This is a genomic window from Pseudomonas sp. GG8 (assembly GCF_052976945.1).
Window position 1 is genome coordinate 1561135 of record NZ_JBRIIP010000001.1, and the last position, 20025, is coordinate 1581159.

The 20025-nt window shown below is 58.5% G+C and carries 21 protein-coding genes; 6 read left to right on the plus strand and 15 right to left on the minus strand.

Annotated features, from left to right (window positions below; all coding sequences use genetic code 11):
• The first annotated feature begins 140 nt into the window (after positions 1-140).
• The 5 genes from dnaX to ACVBEG_RS07660 all read left to right on the plus strand — a co-directional run bounded on the left by dnaX (position 141) and on the right by ACVBEG_RS07660 (position 5863).
• Positions 141-2309, plus strand: a complete 2169-nt coding sequence (gene dnaX, locus ACVBEG_RS07640; protein ID WP_322179901.1) for a DNA polymerase III subunit gamma/tau — start codon at positions 141-143, stop codon at positions 2307-2309.
• 66 nt (positions 2310-2375) lie between these two features.
• Entirely contained in the window at positions 2376-2702 is a 327-nt protein-coding gene (locus ACVBEG_RS07645; RefSeq protein WP_219060509.1) for a YbaB/EbfC family nucleoid-associated protein, read from the plus strand.
• Between the two features lie 204 nt (positions 2703-2906).
• Positions 2907-3941 (plus strand): NADP-dependent oxidoreductase, encoded by a 1035-nt coding sequence (locus ACVBEG_RS07650; protein ID WP_322179900.1) that lies wholly within the window; start codon positions 2907-2909, stop codon positions 3939-3941.
• Between the two features lie 61 nt (positions 3942-4002).
• Positions 4003-4605, plus strand: coding sequence for a recombination mediator RecR (gene recR / locus ACVBEG_RS07655; RefSeq protein WP_322179899.1), 603 nt, complete (start codon positions 4003-4005; stop codon positions 4603-4605).
• Between the two features lie 109 nt (positions 4606-4714).
• Entirely contained in the window at positions 4715-5863 is a 1149-nt protein-coding gene (locus tag ACVBEG_RS07660) for an acyl-CoA dehydrogenase family protein (RefSeq protein ID WP_322179898.1), read from the plus strand.
• Between the two features lie 45 nt (positions 5864-5908).
• Here ACVBEG_RS07660 and ACVBEG_RS07665 read toward each other — a convergent pair whose 3' ends face one another.
• Positions 5909-6457 (minus strand): adenine phosphoribosyltransferase, encoded by a 549-nt coding sequence (locus ACVBEG_RS07665; RefSeq protein ID WP_322179897.1) that lies wholly within the window; start codon positions 6455-6457, stop codon positions 5909-5911.
• A gap of 65 nt (positions 6458-6522) precedes the next feature.
• The gene (gene fnr, locus ACVBEG_RS07670) at positions 6523-7257 is read right to left on the minus strand and encodes a fumarate/nitrate reduction transcriptional regulator Fnr (protein WP_219060514.1); all 735 of its coding nucleotides are present in this window, start codon (positions 7255-7257) and stop codon (positions 6523-6525) included.
• A 155-nt stretch (positions 7258-7412) separates the two neighbouring features.
• Between fnr and ACVBEG_RS07675 the strand changes: the two genes are divergently transcribed.
• Complete coding sequence (locus ACVBEG_RS07675; protein WP_447107538.1) at positions 7413-7838, plus strand: DUF1931 family protein; 426 nt, start codon at positions 7413-7415, stop codon at positions 7836-7838.
• 48 nt (positions 7839-7886) lie between these two features.
• Here the strand turns inward: ACVBEG_RS07675 and hemN are convergent, their stop codons facing one another.
• The 13 genes from hemN to ACVBEG_RS07740 form a co-directional block, all read right to left on the minus strand.
• The gene (hemN, locus tag ACVBEG_RS07680; protein ID WP_322179895.1) at positions 7887-9269 is read right to left on the minus strand and encodes an oxygen-independent coproporphyrinogen III oxidase; all 1383 of its coding nucleotides are present in this window, start codon (positions 9267-9269) and stop codon (positions 7887-7889) included.
• Between the two features lie 138 nt (positions 9270-9407).
• Positions 9408-10091: a sulfite exporter TauE/SafE family protein gene (locus ACVBEG_RS07685; RefSeq protein WP_219060517.1), complete on the minus strand. Its 684-nt coding sequence runs from the start codon at positions 10089-10091 to the stop codon at positions 9408-9410.
• Positions 10084-10314: a cbb3-type cytochrome oxidase assembly protein CcoS gene (gene ccoS / locus ACVBEG_RS07690; protein ID WP_322179894.1), complete on the minus strand. Its 231-nt coding sequence runs from the start codon at positions 10312-10314 to the stop codon at positions 10084-10086. The genes ACVBEG_RS07685 and ccoS overlap by 8 nt, the downstream gene beginning before the upstream one ends.
• Before the next feature lie 25 nt (positions 10315-10339).
• On the minus strand, positions 10340-12787 hold the full coding sequence (locus ACVBEG_RS07695) for a heavy metal translocating P-type ATPase (protein WP_322179893.1): 2448 nt from the start codon (positions 12785-12787) through the stop codon (positions 10340-10342).
• 9 nt (positions 12788-12796) lie between these two features.
• Complete coding sequence (locus tag ACVBEG_RS07700; protein WP_322179892.1) at positions 12797-13336, minus strand: FixH family protein; 540 nt, start codon at positions 13334-13336, stop codon at positions 12797-12799.
• A 12-nt stretch (positions 13337-13348) separates the two neighbouring features.
• Complete coding sequence (ccoG, locus tag ACVBEG_RS07705) at positions 13349-14764, minus strand: cytochrome c oxidase accessory protein CcoG (protein ID WP_322179891.1); 1416 nt, start codon at positions 14762-14764, stop codon at positions 13349-13351.
• Positions 14765-15147: 383 nt separating this feature from the next.
• Positions 15148-16125: a cytochrome-c oxidase, cbb3-type subunit III gene (gene ccoP, locus ACVBEG_RS07710; RefSeq protein WP_322179890.1), complete on the minus strand. Its 978-nt coding sequence runs from the start codon at positions 16123-16125 to the stop codon at positions 15148-15150.
• Complete coding sequence (locus tag ACVBEG_RS07715; RefSeq protein ID WP_219060523.1) at positions 16122-16313, minus strand: cbb3-type cytochrome oxidase subunit 3; 192 nt, start codon at positions 16311-16313, stop codon at positions 16122-16124. Before ACVBEG_RS07715 ends, ccoP (ACVBEG_RS07710) begins: the two co-directional genes overlap by 4 nt.
• A gap of 5 nt (positions 16314-16318) precedes the next feature.
• Positions 16319-16927, minus strand: coding sequence for a cytochrome-c oxidase, cbb3-type subunit II (gene ccoO / locus ACVBEG_RS07720; protein WP_322179888.1), 609 nt, complete (start codon positions 16925-16927; stop codon positions 16319-16321).
• Positions 16927-18369 (minus strand): cytochrome-c oxidase, cbb3-type subunit I, encoded by a 1443-nt coding sequence (gene ccoN / locus ACVBEG_RS07725; protein ID WP_322179887.1) that lies wholly within the window; start codon positions 18367-18369, stop codon positions 16927-16929. The genes ccoO and ccoN overlap by 1 nt, the downstream gene beginning before the upstream one ends.
• 136 nt (positions 18370-18505) lie before the next feature.
• Positions 18506-18685: a hypothetical protein gene (locus tag ACVBEG_RS07730; RefSeq protein ID WP_322179886.1), complete on the minus strand. Its 180-nt coding sequence runs from the start codon at positions 18683-18685 to the stop codon at positions 18506-18508.
• A 189-nt stretch (positions 18686-18874) separates the two neighbouring features.
• Positions 18875-19825, minus strand: a complete 951-nt coding sequence (gene ccoP / locus ACVBEG_RS07735) for a cytochrome-c oxidase, cbb3-type subunit III (RefSeq protein WP_322215556.1) — start codon at positions 19823-19825, stop codon at positions 18875-18877.
• Positions 19822-20025 carry a cbb3-type cytochrome oxidase subunit 3 gene (locus tag ACVBEG_RS07740; protein WP_322179881.1) on the minus strand — a complete coding sequence of 68 codons (204 nt, stop codon included), beginning with the start codon at positions 20023-20025 and terminating at the stop codon, positions 19822-19824. Before ACVBEG_RS07740 ends, ccoP (ACVBEG_RS07735) begins: the two co-directional genes overlap by 4 nt.

Here is a 20025-nt window from a genome sequence, read left to right on the forward strand (position 1 = left end):
ATGCGATTCAGGATGAATTTGATGCCGAAGTTTCCTCCATTTCAACAGCGTAGTCATATTAGAGAATGACACCGGATGCAATTTTGCCCTTGCTCCGCTAGCATTGGCGGTCTTCCGCTTCCCAGTTGCGACGGTTTTCGATGAGTTATCAGGTTCTTGCACGTAAATGGCGTCCGCGCTCGTTCCGCGAAATGGTCGGCCAGACCCATGTGCTCAAGGCCTTGATCAACGCGCTGGACAGCCAACGGCTGCACCATGCTTATTTGTTTACCGGCACCCGTGGCGTGGGCAAAACCACGATTGCGCGGATTATCGCCAAATGCCTGAATTGTGAGACGGGCATCACGTCGACGCCTTGTGGGACTTGTTCGGTCTGCCGGGAGATCGACGAGGGGCGTTTCGTCGACCTGATCGAGATCGACGCCGCGAGCCGGACCAAGGTCGAAGACACCCGTGAGCTGCTTGATAATGTGCAGTACGCACCAAGCCGCGGGCGCTTCAAGGTCTACCTGATCGACGAAGTGCACATGCTGTCCACTCACTCGTTCAACGCCCTGTTGAAGACCCTGGAAGAGCCGCCGCCCTACGTCAAGTTCATCCTGGCAACCACCGATCCGCAGAAGTTGCCGGCGACCATTCTGTCGCGCTGCCTGCAGTTTTCCCTGAAAAACATGACTCCCGAGCGTGTGGTCGAGCATTTGACCCACGTGCTCACGGTCGAAAATGTACCGTTCGAAGACGACGCGCTGTGGCTCTTGGGCCGCGCTGCCGATGGGTCTATGCGCGATGCCATGAGCCTGACCGATCAGGCGATTGCGTTCGGCGAAGGCAAGGTCATGGCGGCGGACGTTCGCGCCATGCTGGGCACGCTGGATCATGGCCAGGTGTACGACGTGCTGCATGCGCTGCTTGATGGCGATGCGCGCGGGGTGCTTGAAGCCGTGCGACATCTGGCCGAGCAAGGGCCGGACTGGAATGGTGTGCTCTCGGAAATTCTCAACGTGTTGCACCGCGTGGCCATTGCCCAGGCGTTGCCCGAAGGCGTCGATAACGGTCATGGCGACCGGGATCGGGTGCTGGCACTGGCTCAGGCGTTACCCGCCGAAGACGTGCAGTTCTACTATCAGATGGGCCTGATCGGCCGCCGTGATTTACCGCTGGCGCCAGACCCTCGGGGTGGCTTCGAGATGGTTCTGCTGAGGATGCTGGCCTTCCGCCCCGCTGACAGCACTGATGCGCCGAGGCAGCCGCTAAAGCCAGTGGGGATCAACCAGGCCACAGTTGATTCCAGGCAACCAGTGGCCGGCGCGACTTCCGTTGCGCCGGTAGTTGCAGCCGCCCCGGTAGCTGCCGTTGTGCCTGCACCTATGGATAAGCCGGTTGTTCAGCCTGTTGCCGCGCCGATCATGCCTGAACCTGCTCCGGCAGAAGAAGTCGATTTACCCTGGAATGAGCCCAGGGCCGTGCAGCCGGTAATTGAGCCTGAACCAGAGCTACAAGCCGACGTTGAGTCGATCTCTGAGCCGGAATCCGATTCCGAGCCGGTCGTAGAAACCGTTCCCGAGCCGATGCTCGATACCGTGGCCGAACAGCCGGACCTGACGCCCATGCCGATACCGGCACCCGCAAGCCCGGTTCCCGACGCGCCTGACGTAGTTAAGCCTGAGGACGTACAGGCTGCTACGGAGGTGGCGACGCCGGCCATGGTTGAGCCGGTTCCAGAGTCAGTGGCATTCGTTCCTGCGCCCATGGACCGTGATGACGAGCCGCCGGACGATGATGATTTCTTCGATGTGGAGGTGGACATTGATCCCGCATCTTATAGCTACCTGGACGAACTGGCCCACGACAGTGTGACCGAGGTCGTTGAGCCCGAGCCGTTACCGGCCTTGATGCCGGCGACAGGGCTGGCGCTGGAGTGGCTGAATCTGTTTCCGAAGCTGCCGGTGTCGGGCATGACGGGCAGTATCGCTGCCAATTGCACCTTGATGGCCGTGGAGGGCGATAACTGGCTGCTGCACCTGGACCCGGCCCACAGCGCGCTGTTCAATACAACGCAACTGCGCCGACTCAACGATGCCCTGAATCAATACCACGGGCGGACCTTGAACTTGAGCATCGAGCTGATCAAACCCGAGCAGGAAACCCCGGCTCAGGCGGGTTCGCGCCGCCGTGCCGAGCGCCAGAGCGAAGCAGAAGCATCGATCCACGCCGATCCGTTCATCCAGCAAATGCTGCAACAGTTTGGCGCGGTGATTCGAGAGGATACGATTGAACCTGTTGATGCTCCGGCGGCTCAGACTCTTTAACTGACGTGCGTGGCGCCTGTGTGGCGCTACGCAAAAATGACCCATCAATACTTGAGGTGAATTCCCATGATGAAAGGTGGCATGGCCGGCCTGATGAAGCAGGCACAGCAGATGCAAGAGAAAATGGCCAAGGCGCAGGAAGAACTGGCCAATGCCGAAGTCACCGGGCAGTCGGGCGCAGGCCTGGTCAGCGTCGTGATGACCGGTCGTCATGACGTCAAACGGATCAGCCTGGATGACAGCCTGATGCAGGAAGACAAGGAAATCCTTGAAGACCTGATCGCTGCCGCGGTGAACGACGCTGTGCGCAAGATCGAGCAGAACAGCCAGGAAAAGATGTCTGGCATGACGGCGGGCATGCAATTGCCACCGGGCATGAAACTGCCGTTCTAAAACGTTTTAGCGTGACCGGAAGCCAGGCCCCGTGCCTGGCTTTTTTTTGCTGCGAAGAAGGTCCTGCGGGTCGAGCGCGTCCCCGGCTTATCGTGGGCAAGACCATGCCTGCACGGGTTGCTTTATTGGATATCGACCGAACGCCTGCCGAGCAAAACGGTCTGCTCTGTATTAGCCTGAATTTATCGATTAAGGAACTGCTCTATGGCGCAAGAATTGATCCTCAACCAACGCATCGTTCTGGCCTCTCGTCCCAAAGGCGCACCCATGCCAGAGAATTTTCGTCTGGAGCGTGAGGCGCTGCCTGATCTGGAAGAGGGTCAGGTGTTGCTGCGTACGCTCTATCTGTCCCTCGACCCCTATATGCGTGGGCGCATGAGCGACGCGCCGTCTTATGCGGAACCGGTGCAGGTCAATGACGTCATGACGGGCGGGGCGGTGAGCCGCGTCGAGCAGTCACGCAATGCCCATTTCAAGCCGGGCGATCTGGTCGTAGGCATGACCGGTTGGCAAACCCACAGCATCTGCGATGGTACGCAAGTGGTGTCGGTGCCCAAGGATCTACCCAGCCCTTCAATGGCCGTCGGCGTGCTGGGTATGCCAGGGATGACCGCGTACATGGGCCTGATGGACATCGGCAAGCCCAAAGCCGGGGAGACCCTGGTGGTGGCTGCGGCGTCCGGTGCGGTCGGGTCGGTGGTAGGGCAGGTGGCCAAACTCAAGGGTTTGCGCGTGGTGGGCATCGCTGGCGGTGCCAAAAAATGCCGGTACGTGGTCGATGAGTTGGGGTTTGACGCGTGTATCGATCACAAAAGTGAACATTTCGCCGATGAGCTGGCGAAAGCCTGTGGCAATGGCATCGACATCTATTTTGAATTGGTTGGCGGAAAGGTGTTCGACGCGGTGCTACCACTGCTCAATGCCCGTGCGCGGATTCCTTTATGCGGTTTGATCGCCCAATACAACGCGCAGTCGCTGCCGGAAGGGACCGATCATTTGCCATTGCTGATGCGCACGTTGCTGACCAAGCGCGCACGGATTCAGGGTTTTATCGTGTTCGAGGAGTATGGCGATCGCCACGCGGAGTTTCTCGCTGCCATGGTCCCGTGGGTTAAAGAGGGCAAGATCAAGTTTCGTGAAGATATAGTCGAAGGGCTCGAACAGGCGCCCGAGGCCTTTATCGGTCTGCTGGAAGGACGCAACTTTGGCAAGCTGGTCGTCCGTGTCGCTGATGCTTGAATTGACGCTAACCGGAGGCGCGGGTATAAACCGCGTCTCGTTGTTTTGTCGGACCTTTCTCATGAGCTTCAGCCCCCTGATTCGCCAATTGATCGATGCTCTGCGTACATTGCCCGGCGTCGGTCAAAAAACTGCACAGCGCATGGCCCTGCAATTGCTTGAGCGTGATCGCAGCGGCGGTTCGCGCCTGGCGCTGGCATTGAGTCAGGCCATGGAGGGCGTCGGCCATTGCCGGCTCTGCCGCACCCTTACCGAAGACGATCTTTGCCCGCAATGTTCGGATGTTCGTCGTGACGACACACTGCTGTGCGTGGTCGAAGGGCCGATGGATGTCTATGCGGTGGAGCAGACGGGCTACCGTGGTCGCTACTTTGTACTCAAGGGGCACTTGTCGCCGCTGGACGGTCTCGGGCCGGAAGCCATTGGCATTCCGCAATTGGTGACGCGCATCGAGCAGCAGGGCACCTTCACCGAAATTATTCTCGCCACCAACCCGACCGTCGAAGGCGAAGCCACCGCGCATTACATCGCCCAGTTGCTGAGCAACAAAGGCCTGATCACCTCCCGCATCGCCCACGGCGTACCGCTGGGGGGTGAGCTGGAGCTGGTGGACGGCGGTACATTGGCGCATTCGTTTGCAGGGCGTAAGCCAATAGCATTGTGATGGATCGTTCCTCGGCGCCGGTTCGAGGCTTCGGCGTGAGGAACGATTAGCGCTTGTAAACCAAGCAAGCGCTCGGTAAGTTCGCTGAACCTCTCAGTGGAGCGCGCCGATGTCCGACTTTCAGCAATACTTCGACCCCAACCACCAATTGATCCGCGACGCCGTGCGGCGCTTTGTCGAGCGAGAGATACTGCCTTTCGTCGATGAGTGGGAGGAGGCCGAAGGCTTTCCGCGTGAGCTCTACCTGAAGGCGGGCGCTGCCGGGATTTTGGGCATTGGTTATCCCGAAGCGCTGGGCGGCAGCCATGAAGGTGATGTATTTGCCAAGGTTGCGGCCAGCGAAGAGCTGATGCGTTGCGGGTCTGCCGGGCTGGTCGCCGGTTTGGGTTCGCTGGACATTGGTTTGCCGCCGGTGGTCAAGTGGGGGCAGCCGGCGCTACGCGAACGTGTTGTCCCGCAGGTGCTGAGCGGGGAAAAGATCATGGCGCTGGCGATCACTGAGCCCGGGGGTGGTTCTGATGTGGCGAACCTGCAAACCCGTGCGGTGCGAGACGGTGACGGCTATCGGGTCAACGGCAGCAAAACATTTATCACCAGCGGCATACGCGCCGACTTTTATACCGTAGCAGTGCGCACCGGTGAGCCTGGGTTTGCGGGCATCAGTCTGTTGCTGATAGAGAAGGGCACTCCGGGTTTTAGTGTCGGTCGGCAGCTGAAGAAAATGGGCTGGTGGGCGTCGGACACGGCTGAGCTGTTTTTCGAGGACTGTCGGGTGCCGATGGCCAATTTGATTGGCGCGGAGAACATGGGGTTTGCCTGCATCATGGGCAACTTTCAGTATGAGCGCCTGGCACTGGCGCTGATGGCGAATATGACCTCACAACTGGCGCTTGAACAGAGCCTGAGTTGGGCCAAGCAGCGTGAGGCATTTGGCAAACCGATTGGCAAGTTCCAGGTGCTCAAGCATCGGTTGGCAGAAATGGCCACGCAGTTGGAAGTGTCACGCGAATTCACCTACCGCCAGGCGGCAAAAATGGCAGCGGGGCAGAGCGTGATCAAAGAGATTTCCATGGCGAAGAACTTCGCCACCGACACCGCCGACCGCATCACTTACGACGCGGTGCAGATCCTTGGCGGTTCGGGTTATATGCGCGATAGCCTGGTGGAGCGCCTGTACCGCGATAACCGCATCCTTTCAATCGGAGGCGGTACGCGTGAGGTAATGAACGAGATCATTGCCAAGCAGATGGGGCTTTGATTGTGTATTTTCGAAAACCTGCAGGCGCTTGATTCCCCCCTGTCGCTATCTATCGCTCAGCGCAAAGTTGGTCAGGCAGAAGGTCGGGATGGACATGTCTTCCAGGCGCTGTGAGCCGCCGAGTTCCGGGAGGTCGATGATCGCTGCGGCTTCGTAGACATGGGCGCCCATGCGGCGTACCAGGTTGGCGGCCGCGACCAGCGTGCCACCGGTGGCAATCAGATCATCGAACATCACGATGGCATCGCCCTCACACAGGCTGTCGGCATGCACTTCCAGCCATGCTTCGCCGTACTCGGTCTGGTAGGGCTCGGACAACACGTCTGCCGGTAGTTTGCCTTGCTTGCGGAACAGGATCAGTGGCTTGTTCAGCTCATAAGCGACGATTGAGCCAATCAAGAAGCCGCGAGCATCCATGGCGCCAATGTGGCTGAATTCGGCGTCGATATAGCGCTGCACGAAGCTGTCGATCACCAGGCGCAGGGCCTTTGGCGATTGAAACAGCGGGGTAATATCGCGAAAAACAACGCCAGGTTTAGGGAAGTCCATGACCGGGCGAATAAGGGATTTGAAGCTGAATTCGTCGAAAATCATCAAGAGGATCCTGAGGCGTATTGGCTGACGCTAGTCTACAGCGCAGCCGCCATGGATAGCATGCCTCAGCCTTCGATTGAGCCGCCCGCCAGCGCGCAGAGTTGGATAGGATCGAGGATCTGGATTTCCTTGCCTTCGGCTGCGATCAGCTCGCTCGACTGGAAACGGGTGAACACCCGCGACACTGTCTCCACGGCTAAACCCAGGAAGTTGCCAATTTCATTGCGCGACATGCTCAAGCGAAACTGATTGGCCGAAAAACCGCGAGCGCGGAAACGGGCCGACAGGTTGACCAGAAACGTGGCGATGCGTTCGTCGGCAGTTTTTTTCGAGAGCAGCAGCATCATTTGCTGATCGTCACGAATTTCCCGGCTCATGATCCGCATCAATTGCCGACGCAGTTGTGGGAGTTGAACCGACAGGTCATCAAGGCGCTCAAACGGGATTTCACACACGGATGTGGTTTCCAGTGCCTGAGCCGATACCGGGTAGGCTTCGCTGTCCATGCCGGACAGACCCACCAACTCGCTCGGCAGATGGAAACCGGTGAGCTGTTCTTCACCGCCATCGCTGAGATTGAAGGTTTTCAGCGCACCGGAGCGCACCGCATACACCGAACCAAATGCATCGCCCTGTCGAAACAGAAACTCGCCTTTTTTCAGTGGACGACCGCGCTTGACGATGTCATCGAGTGCATCCATGTCTTCCAGATTCAAAGAAAGCGGCAGGCACAGCGGGGCCAAACTGCAATCCTTGCAATGGGCCTGGTTAGGTGCGCGCAGTTTGACTGGCTCAGACATGACTTCAATCCTTGTGGGAAAACACACAGAAGACATAAGGGTAACCCAGCGCAAGCTGTTCCGGCCAGTGCCAGCAGATTTAACGCAAGACGATAAAGCTCTTCGCACGACTGCCGATAACAAGTGGTGGCCTAACTGACTCAGGAGCGCCGTTCATGTTGTCCGTCAACCTCAGTGCGTCCAGCAGCACTGGCTTTCAAGCCACAACCCCGCAAACCAGAGCGGTTGCTGCAGCCGCGTCGACCGACGAAGAGGGTACCGGCAAAGCGCCGGTAAGCGTGAAGGTCGAGCTGTCCACCGCTGCAATAGAAAAGGCCAAGGCCGCAGCTAGCGACAGCGCTGACAGCACCGACCCCATCAAAATGCTCCAAAAACGGATCAAAGAACTGCAAAAGCAGATCGCCGAGGCGCAGGCACGATTGCAGGCGGTGATGTCGAACAAAAGCCTGAGCCCGGAGCTGAAGCAGACACAGGCGAGCAGTATTCAGTCGGAGTTGGCGCAATTGACTGCAGCACTGTTTACGGCCTCCGCCAGCTTGATCAAGCTTATCGAGAAAAACGCCAAAACCGCTGCAAAGTAACCGATGTGTATTGCCCTCCTTCAATCGGTAAAGGGGGGCTATATCGGGTTAGATCACCCGTGAAAAGCGTTGGCGATTTTGGTGGTTCAGGTAGGCATCAAACACCATGCACACTGAGCGCACCAGCAGACGACCCGCTGGTAGCACGGTTATCCCCGTCTCATCGATTTCGATCAGGCCGTCGTTGACCATCGTCAGGAGTTGCGGCCATTCCTCTTTGAAATAGCCCCTGAAATCAATATTGAACGCGTATTCGATACCAGCAAAGTTCAGGCTGAAATGGCAGATCAGTTGCTGGATCACTGCTCGGCGCACGCGGTCGTCGGCATTGCATAGCAGGCCGCGCTTGGTGGCAAGTTGGTCGCCGGCCAGCAAGGTCTGGTAATCATTCAGGTCGCTGCTGTTCTGGCTGTACAGGTCGCCAATCTGGCTGATTGCCGAGACGCCGAGCCCGATCAGATCGCAATGGCCGTGGGTGGTATAGCCCTGGAAATTGCGTTGCAACGTTGACTCTTCCTGGGCGATGGCCAGTTCGTCATCGGGGAGGGCAAAGTGGTCCATTCCGATGTAGCGGTAACCGGCATCCGTCAGCTGTTCGATGGTCCGTTCGAGCATTTCAAGTTTTTGCTCTGGCGCCGGCAGTTCATCCGCATTGATCCGCCGCTGGGGCATGAAGCGCTCCGGCAGGTGGGCGTAGTTGAACACGGACAGGCGATCCGGTTGCAGCGTGATGATTTCATCGACGGTGCGGGCGAAGGACTTAGGCGTTTGCTTGGGCAGGCCGTAGATCAGGTCGATATTCACCGAGCGAAATTGCAGGGTGTGTGCCGCTTCGATGATGGCGCGGGTCTCTTCAAGGCTTTGCAGGCGATTGACGGCGCGCTGTACCTGCGGGTCGAGATCCTGGACACCGATGCTGACCCGATTGAAGCCCAGTTCGCGAAGCAGGCCCATGGTCGACCAGTCGGCTTCGCGAGGATCGATCTCGATGCCGTAGTCACCGGAGTCGTCGTCGAGCAAATTGAAATGCTTGCGCAGATGCGCCATCAACTGGCGCAATTCGTCATGACTCAGGAACGTCGGGGTGCCGCCGCCCAGGTGCAACTGTTCGACCTGTTGCTTCGGGTCGAGGTGGCAGGCAATCATCTGGATTTCTTGCTCCAGACGTTGCAGGTAGGGCAGAGCCCGCCCTCGATCCTTGGTGATGACCTTATTGCACGCGCAGTAATAGCAAATGTTCGCGCAGAACGGTATGTGCACATACAGTGATAGAGGCCGTAGAGCCTTGCGGCTGTCGCGCAGAGCATGCAGCAGGTCAAATGCCCCTACCTTGGTCTGGAATTGCACCGCAGTGGGGTATGAAGTGTAGCGTGGCCCCGCCAGGTCATAGCGGCGGATGAGATCGGAATCCCAACGAATGGCGTCGAGCATGCGGGTATTTCCCGAATAGGCTGGCAATGTCGTTGAGTCTAGGGAAGTGTGCTCAGGGCGGTGTTGATTTGCGTCAACGGCCTGCGTTCTGGCGGCAAATCGTTGACGGAGGGTCGGTTTATTCCTGGTGATGAGGGCTTAGTGACCCATCAACCAATGCTGGTGAGGACCAGGCATCGTCCAGATACCGAACAGGATAACCAGCAGGCCGCCGGCCATGCGCACACCGCGTTTGCGCAGCAGGGCAGTGGTGCGCTCGGCAGCAAGCCCGGTGGCGAGTAGCACAGGCCAGGTGCCCAAGCCAAAGGCGAGCATCAGCAGCGCGCTGTCGAGGGCGTTGCCTTGGCTGGCCGACCACAGCAGGGTGCTGTAGACCAGGCCGCAGGGCAGCCAACCCCAGAGCGCCCCAAGCAGTAATGCGCGAGGCATGCTCGACACCGGAAGCAAGCGGCTGGCAAACGGCTGTATATGCCGCCACAGGCCGCGCCCCAGGCTTTCGATGCGGGTCAGGCCGCTCCACCATCCTGCGAGATACAGACCCATCGCAATTAATAGCAGCGACGCGATCACGCGCATGATCATCGCGCCTGGACTGTTGGCCACTGCCCAGCCCGCGAGGCCAATCAGCAAGCCAGCGGTGGCGTAGCTGAGAATTCGCCCCAGGTTGTACGCCAGCAGCAGGCGAAAGCGCCGGCTACGTTGTTCTTTGGGGATTGCCAGGGTCAGCGCGCCCATCAAGCCGCCGCACATGCCCAGGCAATGGCCGCCGCCAAGCAGACCGAGGATGATTGCCGACACCAGCAGGGGGGCCAGTTCAAGCATGGGGCGGGGCCTGGTCTTTGTTTTCGGCCTGAGGTACCGGTTTGTGGCCGGTGGCTTCTTCCATGGCGGCCAGATGTTGAGGGTCCTGATCGTCGAACAGAACGCTGTGTGCCGGACCGTCGAGGTCATCGTACTGGCCGCTGTCCACCGCCCAGAAGAATATGTAGATGGCGATTGCGACGATCAACAGCGCCGCTGGAATCATTATGTATAGAGCCGGCATGGAGCCTCCGAAGCCGGCCGCCGATTCATGTTGGCAGCGGGCGGGTGTTGAGAAGGGTGGCGTCTTGCAGGCCTTTCATGCGGGTCAGACGCAAGGCGTTCAGTACCACAGTCAACGAACTGATGGACATGCCGATCGCTGCCCAGATGGGGGTGATCCAGCCGAGCGCCGCGAAGGGCAGCATGAGGCCATTGTACAGGCCTGCCCACAGCAGGTTCTCAATGATTACCCGGCGGGTGCGCCGCGCCAGGCTGAACGCGTGCACCAGCGCTTGCAAGCGGTTGGACAGCAGCACTGCGTCGGCGGTGGTCTTGGCCAGGTCGGTGGCTGAACCCATGGCGACACTGATATCTGCTGCGGCCAGTACCGGTACGTCGTTGACCCCGTCACCGAGCATCAACACTTTGCGACCTTGCTGGTGCAGCGCTTGCAGCACCTGAAGTTTATCGTCCGGGCGCAGACCGCCACGGGCTTCGTCGATTCCCAGCTCGGCTGCTACGCTGGCGACCATCGGAGACGTGTCGCCGGAGAGCAGCAGGGTCTTCCAGCCGCGCGCCTTGCACGCTTGCAGCAGTGCGGGAGCATCGGCACGCAGACGATCATCGAGGACGAACCATGCCAGGGCACCCTGAGTGTCGCCAAGCAGTAGCCACTGGCCGGCTTCGTCGGGCGTCGGTGGCAGTGCGCAGGCGCTGAGCTCGCAGACAAATCCCGGCTGGCCGATGCGCAAGCGCTGTTCGCCGACAAGGCCTTCCAGACCAAGGCCCGGCGTGCTGTGGACATCTTCAGCGGCCACCGGCGCGCGCCCAAATGCCCGTGCAATAGGGTGTTCGGAGCGATTTTCCAGGGCTGCGGCCAGGCTCAGGCAACGATCCGCATCCAGTTCCCCCAGAGGGCGGATGGTGCGCAGTGCCAATCGACCTTCGGTGAGCGTACCGGTCTTGTCGAAAATCACGGTGTCGATCTGGTTCAGACCTTCCAGCACATGACCGCGGGTTAACAATAGGCCCAGTTTGTGCAGAGTGCCGGTGGCGGCGGTCAGCGCCGTGGGCGTTGCCAGCGACAGCGCGCACGGACAGGTAGCGACCAGCATGGCTAGCACGATCCAGAAGGCCCGAGATGAGTCGAGTTCCCACCAGATCAGACCGATAACGGCGGCGGCAATCAGCGACAGCAGCAGAAACCATTGGGCGGCGCGGTCGGCAATTTCCGCTAAACGGGGTTTTTCAGCTTGGGCGCGTTCCAGCAGGCGGACAATGGCTGACAGGCGTGTGTCGTGACCCAAGGCCAGAACTTGCACGGTCAGCGCGCCTTCGACATTGAGTGTGCCTGCGGTGACCGCGTCGCCTACGGTTCGCGGCTGCGGCAGGTATTCGCCGGTCAGCAGTGATTCATCGATGCTGGACTGGCCCTCGAGAATCTTGCCATCAGCTGGCAATATGGCGCCGGGATGCACCAGCACCCGGTCGGTCAGGCGCAGTTCGCTGAGCAGGATTCGCTCGCTTTGACCGTCGGCGCTGAGCCTCAGGCAAGAGGCGGGCAGTAAATTGACCAGCTGTGCCGTGGCTGCCGCCGTGCGTTCGCGTGCGCGGCGTTCCAGGTAGCGGCCGGCCAAGAGGAAGAGGGCGAACATGCCGACTGCATCGAAGTACAGTTCGCCAACGCCAGTGATCGACGTCCAGATACCGGCGATATAGGCGCTGCCGATGGCGAGGGAAACCGAAACATCCATGGTCAAGTGGCGCGTACGTAGATCGCGCACGGCACCCTTAAAGAACGGTGTACAGCTGTAAAACACGATAGGCGTGGTGAGGAACATCGCGACCCAGCGCAGGATGGTGTGCATCTGCGGGCTGAGGTCGATATTGAATTCCGGCCAGGTGGCCATGGTTGCCATCATCGCCTGGAACCATAGCAACCCGGCAACGCCGAGTTGGCGCAAGGCCAGACGGTTTTCGCTGGCCAGTTGCTCGGTGGCGCGGTCGGACTGATAAGGGTGTGCGGCATAGCCGATGCTGCGTAATTCGCTGAGTACCTGGCTCAGCGCCAGCTGGCTATCGGCCCATCGCACATGCAAGCGATGGTTGGACAGGTTCAGTCGGGCTTCGGCCACGGCAGGTAAACTGCGCAGATGACGCTCGATCAGCCAGCCACAGGCGGCACAGCTGATACCTTCCATGAGCAAAGTCGCTTCGGCCTGTTCGCCTTCATGGCGCACAAAGGGTGCCTGTACGTCAGGGCGATCGTACAGGGCCAGTTCGTCGACCAATTGCACGGGCAACGTTTCCGGGTTGGCCGACGCTTCACTGCGATGGCTGTAATAGCTTTCCAGGCCGCCAGCGACAATAGCCTCTGCCACTGCCTGACAACCTGGGCAGCACAGCTCGCGGGTTTCCCCGAGCACGACAGCCGTGAAGCGGCTGCCAGCAGGAACCGGCAGCGCGCAATGGTAGCAGGGGGTTGGCGTGGTCATTGCGTCAGATCAGTTTTTCAGGTCTTCCGCGCCCTGGAGTGGCTCGTCGCCCAGCAACAGCTGTTTCCCGTTGAGCACTTGCTCTTCTTCGAACATGCGCCAGGTTTGGCCATTCTGCACGCCGAGGAGTTCGACAAAGCGCCGACCTTCGACCTTGTCGCTCAATTGGCCGATGTAGCGGCCAGGCTCGGACGCACTGCGGGCCAGGATGATCTTGCGATCCTTTTCCGGTTGCGTCGGCGAGATCAGGTTGAGTTCCACGGTTTCCGGCTGGCTGTCACCCGTCAGCCGCAGCTCGGTTTCACCTGTCAGCTCATCCAGGTGCACCGCGGCGCGCAAGTTGAGGCTCTTGGCTAACAGTTCACGGTCCAGCGAGCGATTGATGCCTTTGCCAGCCTCGTAATAATTATCGTTGACCAGGTTATCCGGGTTATTGATGGCGATCGTCACCATCGACAAGGTCAGCGTCACCGAACAGGCGAGGATGCCGATGATTATCCATGGCCAAAGGTGCTTGTACCAAGGGCTAGAGGCGTTTGCTACGGACATGACTAACTTCTCTTAGCGAATTTGCGGGCCGATGAAACGGCTCTTGGCTTGAACGTGGGTGCCACTGTTGTCAGCATCCTTGAGGGTGAAAGTCACCTCGTTGGTACTCGACGGCAGTTGCTCCGGTGCGCTCGATAATTCGACCGGCATGCTGATGATCTCACCCGCCTGCACCTTGAATTCGCGACGACCTTGCAGTTTCAGGTCAGGCAAGCCAGAGGCATCGAGAGTGTAGGTGTGATCGACCTGATCCTTGTTCATGACCTTGAGGCTATAAACGTTTTCGATCCGGCCTTCTGCGTTCTCGCGATATAGCACGCGGTCCTTGCTGACGTCGAAACCAACCAGCGGACGCATGAAAAAGGCGGTCGCCAGCAAGCTCATCATCACCAGCAGCACCACAGCATAACCAATCAGGCGCGGACGCAGTTTGTGCGTTGTCTGCCCGGACAGGTTGTGTTCAGTGGTGTAGCTGATCAACCCGCGTGGGTAGTTCATCTTGTCCATGATGGTATCGCATGCATCGATACAGGCTGCACAACCGATGCATTCGATCTGCAGGCCGTCGCGGATGTCGATGCCGGTCGGGCAGACTTGTACGCACATCGTACAGTCGATGCAATCCCCCAGACCCTGTGCTTTGTAATCGATATCCTTTTTCCGTGTGCCACGTTTTTCGCCGCGACGTGGGTCGTAGGACACGATCAGGGTGTCTTTGTCGAACATCACGCTCTGGAAACGCGCATACGGGCACATGTAAATGCACACTTGTTCGCGCAGCCAGCCCGCGTTGCCATACGTGGCGAGGGTGAGGAAGCCGACCCAGAAATACGCCCAGCCATCAGCCTGCCCAGTGAAAAAATCAATGGTCAGGTCACGGATAGGGGCGAAATAGCCGACGAAGGTCAGGCCCGTGGCGAAGCCAATGATTAGCCACAAGCTGTGCTTGCTGAGCTTGCGCAAGAACTTGTTGCCGGACATCGGCGCTTTGTCGAGCTTGATGCGCTGATTACGATCACCTTCGGTGACCTTCTCGCACCACATGAAAATCCAGGTCCAGACGCTTTGCGGGCAGGTATACCCGCACCACACGCGCCCGGCGAATACGGTAATGAAGAACAGGCCAAAGGCACTGACGATCAAAATGCCGGAGAGCAGGATGAAATCCTGCGGCCAGAAGGTGGCGCCGAAAATGTAGAACTTACGCTCTGGCAGGTTCCACCAGACGGCCTGATGGCCCGCCCAGTTCAGCCAGACCGTACCGAAGTACAGCAGGAATAGCCCGGCACCGCCCATCATCCGCAAATTGCGAAACAGGCCGGTGAAGGCACGGGTATAGATTTTTTCACGGGAAGCATAGAGATCGACACCGCTGCTGTCTTTTTTAGGCGGCGGAGTGACATTGTGTACCGGAATCTGGTTGCTCATTAGTGCGTCCCACGGCAGTGGAAAAAGCCTCAGCCAGTGCGTGCCGACTGTGGTCAAAAGAGTGTCGCTAAGGCGCCAATGATACGCCTCTCGCTCTGGCCCGGGGGTGCGACCTTTGGTCGCGTTGGGTGAAAGCGAATGTTGGTGTAATGACCTGAATCAATTGACTTATGGATTATGGTCGGTTTTGACGGGTAGGGCGTAATGACAGAGGGGAATATACCGCGATTTCGCGAATGTGTTCGCTCCCGCAGATTACTCACCCGTACGCGAATTTATTCTCGAAGGGGTCTGTATGGCTAAATCATCAGACAGCTAAAACCAAAACGGCCCCGCCAGTTTTCACTGGCGGGGCCGTTGTGTGTTGCGGTCACGCGTTCGCTTTACTCAGCGGCAGCAGCCTTGTCTCCATGGGAGAGGCTGTAGACGTAAGCAGCCAGCAGGTGAACCTTGTCATTGCCTTGCAGCAATGCCTGAGCAGGCATCTGGCCCTGACGGCCGTAACGGATGGTCTGCTGTAGTTGCGCGAAGCTCGAACCGTAGATGAATGCCGCCGGGTGAGTCAGGTTAGGTGCGCCCATTGCAGCGGTGCCTTTACCTTCCGGACCGTGGCATGCCACGCAGTTGGTAGCGAACAGTTTCTGGCCTGCAACCGGATCGGCGTTAGCGTCTTCAGGCAGCTTGCGGCCATCCAGTTGGGTGGTAACGAACGCTGCGACGTCGCGTACGCCCTGGTCACCAATGACCGGACCCCAAGCAGGCATGACCGCATGGCGGCCACCCATGATGGTGGTCTTGATGGTTTCCGGTTCACCCCCCCAACGCCAGTCTTCGTCGGTCAGGTTCGGGAAGCCGTAAGCACCTTTGGCGTCGGAGCCATGGCAAACTGAGCAGTTGGAGGCGAACAGTCGGCCCCCCATCTTCAAAGCTTGCGGGTCTTTGGCGACTTCTTCGATCGGCATGGATGCGAATTTGGCAAAAATCGGACCAAATCGAGCATCCGATTTAGCCATTTCTTTTTCCCATTCGTGCACGCCAGTCCAACCGGATTGGCCATTGGCGAATTCGGTTTTCTTGTCGTTGTCCAGGTAGGAATAGCCAGGCAGCAGGCCTTTCCAGTTACCCAGACCCGGGTAAAGCACCAGATAGCCCAGCGCGAAGATGATGGTGCCCACGAACAGCATGAACCACCATTTTGGCAGTGGGTTGTCGTATTCCTCGATACCGTCGAAGGAATGGCCCACTTTTTCTTCTGTCGCTTCGCTGCGCTGGCCCTTGCGGGTGGACAGCAGCAGCCAGGTCAGGGCGAAGATGGTACCCAAACTGAGGACTGTGACGTACAGACTCCAGAAAGTAGTCATTCTTTGTTACTCCTAGAAGCTTGCTCTTGCTCAACGTGCTTGATGGCTTCGGGGTCATCCGCGAAGGGCAGCAAAGTTGCTTCGTCGAACTCTGCCTTGCGTCGTCCGCTGAATACCCACAATGCCAGGCCGATAAAAGCCACCATCACTACGACGGTGCCCAGGCCGCGAATCATCCCCATATCCATCAATATCACCGTTTGCTTTTGATGATGGTGCCCAGACCTTGCAGGTAGGCGACCAACGCATCCATTTCAGTTTTGCCTTTCACAGCAGCACTTGCACCGGCGATGTCTTCGTCGGTGTAAGGGACGCCGAGCGTACGCAAGACTTCCATTTTTTTCGGGGTGTCCTTGCCGTCGAGCTTGTTTTCTACCAAGAACGGGTAGGCAGGCATTTTCGACTCGGGCACTACGTTGCGCGGGTTGTACAAGTGCGCGCGCTGCCAGTCATCGGAGTAACGACCGCCGACGCGGGCCAGGTCCGGACCGGTACGCTTGGAACCCCACAGGAACGGGTGGTCCCAGACGCTTTCACCAGCGACCGAGTAGTGGCCGTAGCGTTCGGTTTCAGCACGGAACGGACGGATCATCTGCGAGTGGCAGCCGACACAACCGTTGGCGATGAAAACATCGCGGCCTTCGAGTTCCAGCGCCGGGCGAGGCTTCATGCCTTCAACCGGCTTGTTGGTCACGTCCTGAAAAAACAGGGGGACGATCTGGGTCAGGCCGCCGATGCTGACGGCGATAACCATGAAGAAGGCCAGCAGGCCGATATTCTTCTCGACTACTTCGTGTCTCATCAGTGAGCTCCAACTACAGCGATCTGAGCGGCGGCTTCAGCTTCAGCCGGGTTCGAGGCGCGTACGGTGCGGAACACGTTGTAAGCCATGAACAGCATGCCGCTGGCGAAGAATGCACCACCCAGTGCGCGGACGATGAAGCCCGGATGGCTGGCTTGCAATGCTTCGACGAAGGAGTAAGTGAGGGTGCCGTCGTCGTTGATCGCACGCCACATCAAACCCTGGGTGATGCCGTTGACCCACATCGAAGCGATGTAAAGAACGGTACCGATGGTAGCCAGCCAGAAGTGGGTGTTGATCAAGCCAACACTGTGCATCTGAGGGCGACCGAAGATTTTCGGGATCATGTGGTACAGCGAACCGATCGAGATCATCGCTACCCAGCCGAGAGCGCCGGCGTGTACGTGGCCGATGGTCCAGTCAGTGTAGTGAGACAGCGAGTTGACGGTCTTGATGGCCATCATCGGGCCTTCGAAGGTCGACATGCCGTAGAACGCCAGCGATACGACCAGGAAGCGCAGAATCGGGTCGGTACGCAGTTTGTGCCATGCACCTGACAGCGTCATCATGCCGTTGATCATGCCGCCCCAGCTTGGCGCCAGCAGAATCATCGACATCGCCATGCCCAGCGACTGAGCCCAGTCTGGCAGAGCGGTGTAGTGCAAGTGGTGCGGGCCTGCCCAGATGTACAGGGTGATCAGTGCCCAGAAGTGCACGATCGACAGGCGATAGGAGTAGATCGGACGCTCGGCCTGCTTCGGAACGAAGTAGTACATCATCCCCAGGAAGCCGGTGGTCAGGAAGAAACCTACCGCGTTGTGGCCGTACCACCACTGGATCATCGCATCAGTCGCACCGGAGTAGGCCGAGTAGGACTTGAAGAGGGTCACGGGCAGCGACGCGTGGTTGACGATATGCAGCATCGCCGTCACGAGGATGAAGGCGCCATAGAACCAGAGGCCCACATAAATGTGCTTGGTTTTGCGCTTCATGATGGTGCCAAAGAACACCGCAGCGTAGGTTACCCAGACGATGGCCAGCAAAATGGCGAGAGGCCATTCCAGTTCGGCGTATTCCTTAGTAGTGGTGTAGCCCAGCGGCAACGTGATGCCTGCGCCGACGATCACTGCTTGCCATCCCCAGAAGTGGAAGGCGGCCATGCTGTCGGAGATCAGTCGCGTTTGGCAGGTTCGCTGCACGACATAGTAAGAAGTGGCAAACAGTGCACAACCACCGAAGGCGAAGATCACCAGGTTTGTGTGCAGCGGGCGTAAGCGTCCAAAAGTCGTCCACGGAAGGCCGAGGTTTAACTCGGGCCAAACAAGCTGTGAGGCGATAAAGACACCAAGCCCCATGCCAAGGATCCCCCAGACCACCGTCATGATGGCGAACTGGCGGACTACCTTATAGTTATAAGCAGTCGGACTGATTGCTGTGCTCATTCTAAGGTTCCACGGTTTGGGTGTTTTTTAGGGATAAAAAAGCGGCCGCAGTATGGAGAAAGCGAGTTGCCATTGCAATGCGATCAACGCCTTGCAACCGCTTCCTGAAGCTGATTCTGCGGTCATTTCAGCACGGTCAGGGAGCTGTCAGGCGCAGTGACGAAATGCCGCAGTGGACGAAAAAAAGTGAGGGTTCCAGGCTGGCGGAATGCAGCGGGAAAAGGACGAAACAAAACGCAAAACCAACAACCCGCGGACCATAGCCGCTGTAGATGAGCTTTTTGCGCAAGTTATCGAGCACAATCGCCGAAAACATTCGTATCACTTGACCTGTGGCCCACTGTTGGCAGTCCACTATGCCGGCAAGCTTAGTCCTGAATGTCGGGAGTGGGAAGGTGTACTAACGACGGGTGCGACACTTGGTCGCGGAGGGAAAGGAGTTGCCGCTCCTGTAACAGGAGCGGCATTCACGCACAGCCCAGAGATTGTCCGGGTTGCTGAATCGTTATTGTGCCTTGGCTGTTGGCGCCTCTTGCTGAGCAGTACCCTGTGACAGGCTATAAACATAGGCGGCTAACAACTGCACCTTGTCATTTCCCAGCTGCTCGTTCTGCGCTGGCATCTGACCTTGACGACCATAACGGATAGTCTGCTGCAACTGGGTCAGACTGCTGCCGTAGATGAAACCGGTCGGTTGCGTCAGGTTCGGCGCCCCCATCGCTTGCGTGCCTTGACCTGTTGCGCCGTGGCAGGCTACGCAATTGGTGTTGAACACTTGCTGTCCGGCTTCGACATTGGCGGTTTCATCGGCTGGCAATGGCAGTCCTGCGAGGGAGTGACGTACATACGCTGCGACGTTTTTCACCCCTTCCTCACCGAGAATCGGACCCCAGGCTGGCATGCCGGCTATACGGCCACCCATGATGGTGGTCTTGATAGTGTCGGCGCTGCCGCCCCATCGCCAAATGGTATCTGTCAGGTTGGGAAAGCCATAGGCCCCCCGAGCATCCGAACCGTGGCAGACGGCGCAGTTGGAGGCGAACAGACGTCCGCCCATCTTCAGCGCTTGTGGGTCTTTGGCGACTGCTTCCACGGGCATGGCAGCAAATTTGGCGAAAATAGGCCCAAACTTGGTGTCAGCCTTGTCCATTTCCTTTTGCCACTCATTGACACTGGTCCAGCCATTCGCATAGCCGGGGAGAATGCCTTTCCAGTTGCCCAGGCCTGGGTAGAGGATCAGGTAGCCGACCGCGAACACCAGAGTTGCGGCAAACAACATGAACCACCATTGGGGCAGTGGGTTGTCGTACTCCTCAATGCCGTCGAAGCTGTGCCCCATGGTCTGATCGGTACTGCCTTTGGTTTCGCCCTTACGGGTGCCGATCAGCAGCCACGTAAGGCCGATCAGGCTGCCGATGGTCAGTACACAGATGTAGGTACTCCAAAATGTGGTCATGGCTGGGTACTCCGCTCAACAGGGTGCTCTACAACAGATTGTTCTTCAGCGTGAGATGGCAGCGGTTCGTCCGCGAAAGGCGCCATGCGCGCTTCAGCGAACTCCGGATTGCGTTTACTGTTGAAGACCCAAAAGGCCAACCCGATAAATGCGATTGCCACCACCAGCGTGCCAAGACCGCGTAAGTCTCCGATATCCAT